Raw genomic sequence first — 7354 nt, forward strand, 5'->3', positions numbered from 1 at the left:
TGCGCCGCAATAGGCACAGCGCCATTGGCCTGCGCGGCCGTCTTTGCGCCATCTGCACTCTCGGGTCAGGCTCGTGGTCTTGCGACGCCAGAACATATAGCCAAGCGTGCCCAGCAGGAGGAGGATCAGAAAAACCGGCATGCGTCGCCTTTGCAGACCGGTACCGGACAGATTTCGCCACGGTCGAGAAAACTGACGCCTCTCCGGCGCGCCAGTTCCATTTGCCCCGCGTCTTCCTCGGCGTCTTGCAGGTCGCGAGTCACGGCCGAGAGATCTCGCGACAGGTGAAAAGACCCCCATGCAGGCGGCGCACGGAGGTCTGTATCTGCCGTCCAATTCGCGGGGCGGTGGACATCAAACGGTGCGTTCCACCATCATCTGCTTGATGTGCGAAATCGCCTTGGCCGGGTTCAGGCCCTTGGGGCATGTCTTGGCGCAGTTCATGATCGTGTGACAGCGGTAGAGCTTGAACGGATCTTCCAGCTCGTCCAGACGCTCGCCCGTGGCCTCGTCGCGGCTGTCGATGATCCAGCGGTAGGCATGCAAGAGCGCGGCGGGGCCGAGGTAGCGGTCGCCATTCCACCAATAGCTCGGGCAGGATGTGGAGCAGCTGGCGCACATCACACATTCATACAGACCGTCGAGCTTCATGCGGTCCTCGATGGATTGTTTCCACTCCTTGGCGGGGCGGTTGGTCTTGGTTTCGAGCCAGGGCATGATCGAGGCATGCTGGGCGTAGAAATGGGTCAGGTCGGGGATCAGATCCTTGACCACCGGCATATGCGGCAGCGGGTAGATCTTGACGTCGCCCTTGACCTCATCCAGCCCGTAGATACAGGCCAGCGTATTGATCCCGCCGATGTTCATCGCGCAGGATCCACAGATCCCCTCACGACAAGAGCGCCGGAAGGTCAGCGTCGGATCAATCTCGTTCTTGATCTTGATCAGCGCGTCCAGGATCATCGGCCCACAGGTATCCATATCGACGAAATAGGTGTCGACGCTTGGGTTTTTGCCATCATCCGGCGACCAGCGGTAAATCTGGAACTTGCGCAGGTTGGTGGCCCCCTCGGGCTTGGGCCAGGTCTTACCCGTCACCATGCGCGAGTTTTTCGGAAGTCTGAATTGAACCATCTCGTCTACTCCTTCTCAGCCAGCCAGCGAGGTCAGGCTGTTTTGGGCAATACATGTCACGGCATCGGGGCGGCTGGCGATCTCCACCACCTGTTCCACCGTGGATTGGGTCACGCCGGTCACGCTTGCCCCGGCGATGGATATGATCTCGCGGGCCGAAGCCGCGTCGATTATGCAATCGGTGACCGGGGCGGCGTTCACGCCCGGAAACCGGTTTTCTACCACGCCGCTGACAACGCCTTTGGCCCGGTCCCGCGCCACCGTATCAGCCGCCTCGTTGGCGACATCACAGGCGGTCACGGCAACCAGAGCCACGGATGCCAGCGCAAGCCGCATCAGAACGTCCGCTCTTTCGGGGCAATCGTCTTGAGGGAAATGCCGCCCTCGGCCTCTGTGGTGAGGGGATCGGTGACAATCGGGCGATAGGTTAGATCAACCTTGGCACCATCGACATGCGAGATGGTGTGCACGCGCCAGTTCTTGTCGTCGCGGGCGCTGAAATCCTCATGTGCATGAGCGCCGCGGCTTTCCTTGCGGGCTTCTGCGCCGTTGATCGTGGCAAGCGCGTTCGGCATCAGGTTGGTCAGCTCAAGCGTTTCCATCAGGTCGCTGTTCCACACCAGGCTTCGGTCGGTGACCTGGATGTCATCCATCTTGGCGGCCACCGCCTGCATCTTCTCAACGCCTTCGGCCAGCGTTTTCGAGGTGCGAAACACGGCGGCATCGGCCTGCATGGTTTTCTGCATCTCAAGCCGCAATTCGGCGGTGGGCACGCTGCCCTTGGCATTGCGCAGGCCGTCGAAGCGATCAAGTGCCTTGTCGACCTGTGCGGTGTTAGTCGCCGGAACGGCAGCCTCACGGTCAACCACCTTGCCTGCGCGAATGGCGGCGGCGCGGCCAAAGACCACGAGGTCGATAAGGCTGTTCGATCCAAGACGGTTCGCGCCATGCACCGAAGCACAGCCCGCCTCGCCCACGGCCATCAGGCCGGGCACGATCGCGGTCGGGTCTTTCTTGGTCGGGTTCAGAACCTCGCCCCAATAGTTGGTCGGGATGCCGCCCATGTTGTAATGCACCGTCGGCAGGACCGGAATCGGTTCCTTGTTGACGTCAACACCTGCGAAGATGCGCGCACTTTCCGAAATCCCCGGCAGGCGCAGCTTGAGCGCCTCGGGCGGCAGGTGGCTCAGGTTCAGGTGGATATGATCGCCATCGGCGCCCACACCCCGACCTTCACGGATTTCCATGGTCATGCAGCGGCTGACATAGTCGCGCGGGGCAAGGTCTTTATAGTTGGGCGCATAGCGCTCCATAAAGCGTTCACCCTCGGAGTTGGTCAGGTATCCGCCCTCGCCGCGCGCGCCCTCGGTGATCAGGCAGCCGGCACCGAAAATGCCGGTCGGGTGGAATTGCACGAATTCCATGTCCTGAAGTGGCAAGCCCGCGCGCGCCACCATCCCGCCACCATCGCCGGTGCAGGTATGCGCCGATGTGGCACTGAAATAGGCACGCCCATAGCCGCCCGTGGCAAGAACGACGGTCTTGGCGTTGAACACATGGATCGTGCCATCGTCCAGCTTCCAGCAGACAACGCCGGTACAGGCGCCGTCATCCGACATGATCAGGTCAATTGCGAAATACTCGATATAGAATTCCGCGTTATTCTTGAGGCTCTGGCCATAAAGCGTGTGCAGAATGGCGTGGCCGGTGCGGTCGGCGGCGGCGCAGGTGCGCTGCACCGGGGGGCCTTCACCGAATTCGGTGGTATGGCCACCGAACGGGCGCTGATAGATCTTGCCCTCTTCGGTGCGCGAAAACGGCACGCCGTAATGCTCAAGCTCGTAAACCGCCTTGGGCGCTTCGCGGGCGAGGTATTCCATCGCGTCGGTATCGCCAAGCCAGTCAGAGCCCTTGACCGTGTCATACATATGCCACTGCCAGCTGTCGGGGCCCATGTTGCCAAGGCTCGCGGCAATACCGCCCTGTGCCGCGACGGTATGGCTCCGGGTCGGGAAAACCTTGGTCACACAGGCGGTGCGAAGCCCCTGTTCGGCCATCCCCAGGGTCGCGCGCAGACCGGCGCCCCCGGCCCCCACTACAACGACGTCATAATCATGTGTCTCGTATTCGTAAGCGGCCATGGTCAATTCCTCAAAGCGCGATCTTGGCAAGGGCGAAAAGCCCGGTTGCGGTCAGCCCGTAACATAGTGCTGTCACGGCAATGATCAGGGCCCGTCGCGTGGTGCCCTTGCTATAATCTTCAATCATCGTCTGCGCGCCATTCTGGAAATGGCGCAGGCCCACGAACAGGACAAGCCCGGTCAGAATGGCCAGAAACGGATGTGCGAAAGCCTCGGTCACCTCTTGGCGGGTGCCGCCAAGAGCGCGGCCAAACAGCACCAGAAAGGTCGGCACGATGATGGCAAGGCCAACACCGCTGACCTTCATATGCCAGAAATGTTCGGTGCCGGTACCCGAGGCGCCTTTTCCCTCGGCACGTTTACGATCGGTCAGATAACGCATGACAGCCTCCTCAGACCAGCAAAAGGGTGATGACGGTCAGAACAACCGACCCGATGATCAAACCCCAGCCAAGCTTTTCCGCGGTGGGGATATCCATGCCCTTGCCGGCATCGAAATAGAAATGCCGCAGCCCGGCCAGGTAGTGGTACCAGACCGCCCAGAGCGAGAGCGTGAAGATCAGCTTGCCGAACCAGGATGTGACGACTGCATTTGCAACGGCGAAATAGGCATCCGACGTCGAGGCCGCCAAAAGCCACCAGACAATCAACAGCACCGCCACGATAAGACCGTTGCCGGTGATCCGGGTCAGGATCGAAGTGATCGAGGTCAACTGTGGGCGATAGATTTGCAGGTGCGGGGAAAGCGGGCGTTCAACCGGTTTGGTGTCAGCCATGGATGATCTCCTTCATGCATATGGCAAGCGCGGCGCAAGCATCGACGCGAGTTGTCCCTTTGTGAAATGTTTTAGCGTCGATGTCACCCATTTGCGCTATAAAAACGCGGATTGGGGGCAATTGGCCGCAAAATTTTGCGCTTTGTGATCACGTAAATTATCGTGTGATCACATAAAGGCATGACATCACCCTGCGACTCGGCCCTGCCCTGCTTGACGCAAGGGCGGCGCATCCGCACTCGGCATGGGAAGAGACAGGAATGCGCGCCGTTTTGTGATCACAAACAAACCGAAATACCCGCCTGAAAGCGAAAAGGCCCGGTCCGTTTCCGGTCCGGGCCTTTGCAATGTTCTGTGCGGCACTTAGTGCAGCTTGGCGTTGACCTCGGCAATCGAGTCCTCGATCAGAGTATTGCCTTGCGCGGCTGTCATCTGTTTGGCGATGACGTCCTTGGCCGCCGCAACCGCAATGCTGACCGCCTGGTCGCGGACTTCGCGGATGGCACGGGCCTCGGCAGAGCCGATCTGATCTTCAGCGGACTGAAGACGGCGCGCGATCGAGTCCTTCAGGTCTGCCTTGGCTTCTTCGGCCGCAACGGCCGCTTCTTCCTTGGCATGGGCGACGATACGGTCGGCCTGTTCCTGAACCTCTTTCTGCTTGCGCTCATAGCTTGCAAGCAGGGTCTGTGCCTCTTCACGCAAAGAGCGCGCTTCATCAAGCTCGGCCTTGATACCCTCGGCACGTTCATCAAGCTTCTTGCCAAGCATGCCCGGCACCTTGAGGTACAGAAGGAAGCCGACAAAGATCAGAAAAGAGATCAGAACGATAAAGTTGGTATTCGCCAGCGAGACAAAAGGCCCCGATGCCGCCAGCGCAGGGCTGGCGAGTGTGGCAGCAGCCAGAGTTGCTAGAAGTTTCCGCATGCGATTACCCTTTCATCCGGGCGGTCACAGCCGCAGTTACGGTGCGCTTGTCGGCCTTGCCACCAAGAGCGGTAACAATTTCACCAGTGGTGTCGTTGGCGACTTCCTTGACACTCACCAGAGCGTTGGCGCGGATCTCGGCGATTTTCTTTTCGCCTTCGGCTGTTTTCGCAGCGATCTCGGCATCGGCCTTGGCAATGGCCTTGTCCAGATCGGCCTTGATCTCGGCCTTGGCGGCGTTGACGATGGTCTGCGCCTCGGAGCGGGCATCGGCCAGCGCCTTGTTGTACGCCTCTTCGGCCTCGACGGCCTTGGCCTTGAGGTCTTCGGCGGCGGCAAGGTCATTGGTGATGGTGCCTTGACGCTCTGCCAGCACAGCCGCAATCCGCGGCAGCGCAACGCGCGACAGGACAAAATAGATCACGACGAGCGTGACCAGAAGCCAGAAAATCTGGTTGCCGAAGTGATCGAAATTCAGCTGCGGCAACCCCGGCGCGGATGCGGCGGCGTCAGCGGCGTTGTGCGTTTCGCTTGCCATGTCGTCCTCCTAAGGGAAAGTTCCGTGTCACCGGGCGGCAGAGCCATTGCCCCGCCCCCCGGTCGAAAGGATCAGCTACCCGAGAGACTTAGACAGCGAACATAAGCAGAAGAGCAACGAGGAACGAGAAGATCCCCAGAGCTTCGGCAAATGCGATACCGATGAACAGTGTCGCGGTCTGGCCAGCAGCGGCCGAAGGGTTACGCAGAGCGCCCGAAAGGAAGTTGCCGGCCACGTGACCCACACCAAGAGCCGCGCCACCCATGCCTGTGCATGCGAGACCTGCGCCGATGTAGGCACCCATTTGTACGATATCGCCTTCCATGTGATTTCTCCTTACGTTGGAATTGGCATTGATCAGTCGGTCGTGAGGCAGGCGAACCCGCCGTCGTTTCGCGGCAGGATCAGACCTGCCGGTTTATTCGCAGGGTGGGTGAACCCCACCGTTCCCTTAGTGGCTCGGATGCAGCGCATCCTTGAGATAGACACAAGTCAGGATGGTAAAGACATAGGCCTGGATGAAGGCCACAAGCACCTCGAGCGCATAGATCGTCGAGATCGCCAGGATGGAAAGCGGCGTCACCACGAGGCCGATACCGGTCGAGATCAGGATCATCGGCGCGAAGGCCGCGAATACTTTGACCACGGCGTGACCGGCCATCATGTTACCGGCAAGACGAATGGAGTGGCTGACGGGGCGCACGAAGTAGGAAATGACCTCGATCAGCGCCAGTACCGGGCGCAGCGCCAGCGGCGCAGAGCTGACCCAGAACAGGCCGAGAAAGCCAAAGCCATGCTTGACGAAACCGACGATGGTCACCGTCAGGAACACCATCACCGCCATCACCGCCGTCACCGCGATATGGCTTGTGGTGGTGAAGGCCATCGGCAACAGGCCGAGGAAGTTGGCGAAGAGAATGAACAGGAACAGCGTCATGATATAAGGGAAGAACACAAGCGCGTCCTTGCCTGCGACATCCTCGACCATCTTGCGGATGAAGTCATAGACCAGCTCGGCAACCGACTGAACCCGGCTCGGGATCGTGGCGCGCCCGGAGGTGCCCAGAACCAGAAGCGCAAAGATCGCCAGAACGGTCAGCGCCATCCACAAGGTCACGTTGGTCAGCGTGAACAGACCAACCGGCCCGTCGCCGAACAGCGGCTTGACGATGAACTGATCCATCGGGTGGAAAACAAGACCGCCTTGATCGGCACCATGCGTTTCAGTCGCCATTTTTTGCCCTCTCATCCGCACCCTTTTCGGGCGCATTTCCGTCAGCCGTATCGGCCATGTTCTTTTGCTGTAGTTCGGCGGCACTTCGCATCATCGTTTTGACGCCGGCCGCCAGACCCAGCAATGTAAAGAGCACAAGGAAGATCGGGAGTGTCCCGAACAGGCTGTCGAGCCCGTACCCCATGCCGAAACCGATCAAGAGACCGGCCACAAGTTCGATCACCATCCGCCAAGCCAGATTTGCCTGGGAATAATGTTCCTCCTGATGGGACTTCGGCGCGTCCTTGGCCTTGAGCCGGTTGATCCTCGCCTCAAGCTGCGCAAGTCGCTCTGCCTGATCGGGATCTGTCACGCCGTTGCCCCTCAATTCGGTTGCGCCTTTGCTAAGCGCGGGGCGCGTCCGAGTCAAGCACCGGGCCGGGGTGGCAGAAAGGGCCTCAAGACGCTGTTTTATTGAGTATTTTTTGAAAGATGAAAGCCGCGCGCGATTCCGCCGCAGGCCGGTTTCACGCCGATTGGGCGGTTTGGCCATATTCAACCAATTGGTTGAACTTTCGCAGCGCCGCGGCAAAAGTCCGGCGCCGGTCCGGCAGGTCGCCGCCTCCGG

At 60.1% G+C, this 7354-nt stretch carries 10 protein-coding genes; all 10 read right to left on the reverse strand.

Features of this window, described 5'->3' with window-relative positions; genetic code table 11:
• Positions 1 to 354 precede the first annotated feature (354 nt).
• The gene (locus tag QZ522_RS16090) at positions 355 to 1134 is read right to left on the reverse strand and encodes a succinate dehydrogenase iron-sulfur subunit (RefSeq protein ID WP_294613873.1); all 780 of its coding nucleotides are present in this window, start codon (positions 1132 to 1134) and stop codon (positions 355 to 357) included.
• Between the two features lie 15 nt (positions 1135 to 1149).
• Entirely contained in the window at positions 1150 to 1470 is a 321-nt protein-coding gene (locus QZ522_RS16095; RefSeq protein ID WP_294613876.1) for a succinate dehydrogenase, read from the reverse strand.
• Entirely contained in the window at positions 1470 to 3275 is a 1806-nt protein-coding gene (sdhA, locus tag QZ522_RS16100) for a succinate dehydrogenase flavoprotein subunit (RefSeq protein WP_294613879.1), read from the reverse strand. Before sdhA ends, QZ522_RS16095 begins: the two co-directional genes overlap by 1 nt.
• A 10-nt stretch (positions 3276 to 3285) precedes the next feature.
• Positions 3286 to 3657 (reverse strand): succinate dehydrogenase, hydrophobic membrane anchor protein, encoded by a 372-nt coding sequence (sdhD, locus tag QZ522_RS16105; protein WP_294613882.1) that lies wholly within the window; start codon positions 3655 to 3657, stop codon positions 3286 to 3288.
• A 10-nt stretch (positions 3658 to 3667) separates the two neighbouring features.
• A complete protein-coding gene (sdhC, locus tag QZ522_RS16110) occupies positions 3668 to 4051 on the reverse strand; it encodes a succinate dehydrogenase, cytochrome b556 subunit (protein WP_294613885.1) in 384 nt (127 codons plus the stop codon).
• Between the two features lie 363 nt (positions 4052 to 4414).
• Complete coding sequence (locus QZ522_RS16115; RefSeq protein WP_294613889.1) at positions 4415 to 4975, reverse strand: F0F1 ATP synthase subunit B; 561 nt, start codon at positions 4973 to 4975, stop codon at positions 4415 to 4417.
• Between the two features lie 4 nt (positions 4976 to 4979).
• A complete protein-coding gene (locus tag QZ522_RS16120) occupies positions 4980 to 5513 on the reverse strand; it encodes a F0F1 ATP synthase subunit B' (RefSeq protein ID WP_294613892.1) in 534 nt (177 codons plus the stop codon).
• An 88-nt stretch (positions 5514 to 5601) separates the two neighbouring features.
• Entirely contained in the window at positions 5602 to 5838 is a 237-nt protein-coding gene (locus QZ522_RS16125; protein WP_073198584.1) for a F0F1 ATP synthase subunit C, read from the reverse strand.
• Positions 5839 to 5964: 126 nt separating this feature from the next.
• Positions 5965 to 6747 (reverse strand): F0F1 ATP synthase subunit A, encoded by a 783-nt coding sequence (locus QZ522_RS16130; protein ID WP_073198582.1) that lies wholly within the window; start codon positions 6745 to 6747, stop codon positions 5965 to 5967.
• On the reverse strand, positions 6737 to 7099 hold the full coding sequence (locus QZ522_RS16135; protein ID WP_294613898.1) for an AtpZ/AtpI family protein: 363 nt from the start codon (positions 7097 to 7099) through the stop codon (positions 6737 to 6739). The genes QZ522_RS16130 and QZ522_RS16135 overlap by 11 nt, the downstream gene beginning before the upstream one ends.
• Positions 7100 to 7354: the final 255 nt, after the last annotated feature.

This window comes from uncultured Roseovarius sp., from assembly GCF_913054395.1.
Lineage (GTDB): Bacteria > Pseudomonadota > Alphaproteobacteria > Rhodobacterales > Rhodobacteraceae > Roseovarius.

What these genes read in the sequence shown, in the direction of transcription:
- sdhC (WP_294613885.1), bottom strand. Translation starts at nt 4,051, where the DNA reads ATGGCTGACACCAAACCGGTTGAACGCCCGCTTTCCCCGCACCTGCAA.
- QZ522_RS16120 (WP_294613892.1), bottom strand. Translation starts at nt 5,513, where the DNA reads ATGGCAAGCGAAACGCACAACGCCGCTGACGCCGCCGCATCCGCGCCG.
- sdhD (WP_294613882.1), bottom strand. Translation starts at nt 3,657, where the DNA reads ATGCGTTATCTGACCGATCGTAAACGTGCCGAGGGAAAAGGCGCCTCG.
- QZ522_RS16090 (WP_294613873.1), bottom strand. Translation starts at nt 1,134, where the DNA reads ATGGTTCAATTCAGACTTCCGAAAAACTCGCGCATGGTGACGGGTAAG.
- QZ522_RS16125 (WP_073198584.1), bottom strand. Translation starts at nt 5,838, where the DNA reads ATGGAAGGCGATATCGTACAAATGGGTGCCTACATCGGCGCAGGTCTC.
- sdhA (WP_294613879.1), bottom strand. Translation starts at nt 3,275, where the DNA reads ATGGCCGCTTACGAATACGAGACACATGATTATGACGTCGTTGTAGTG.
- QZ522_RS16130 (WP_073198582.1), bottom strand. Translation starts at nt 6,747, where the DNA reads ATGGCGACTGAAACGCATGGTGCCGATCAAGGCGGTCTTGTTTTCCAC.
- QZ522_RS16115 (WP_294613889.1), bottom strand. Translation starts at nt 4,975, where the DNA reads ATGCGGAAACTTCTAGCAACTCTGGCTGCTGCCACACTCGCCAGCCCT.
- QZ522_RS16095 (WP_294613876.1), bottom strand. Translation starts at nt 1,470, where the DNA reads ATGCGGCTTGCGCTGGCATCCGTGGCTCTGGTTGCCGTGACCGCCTGT.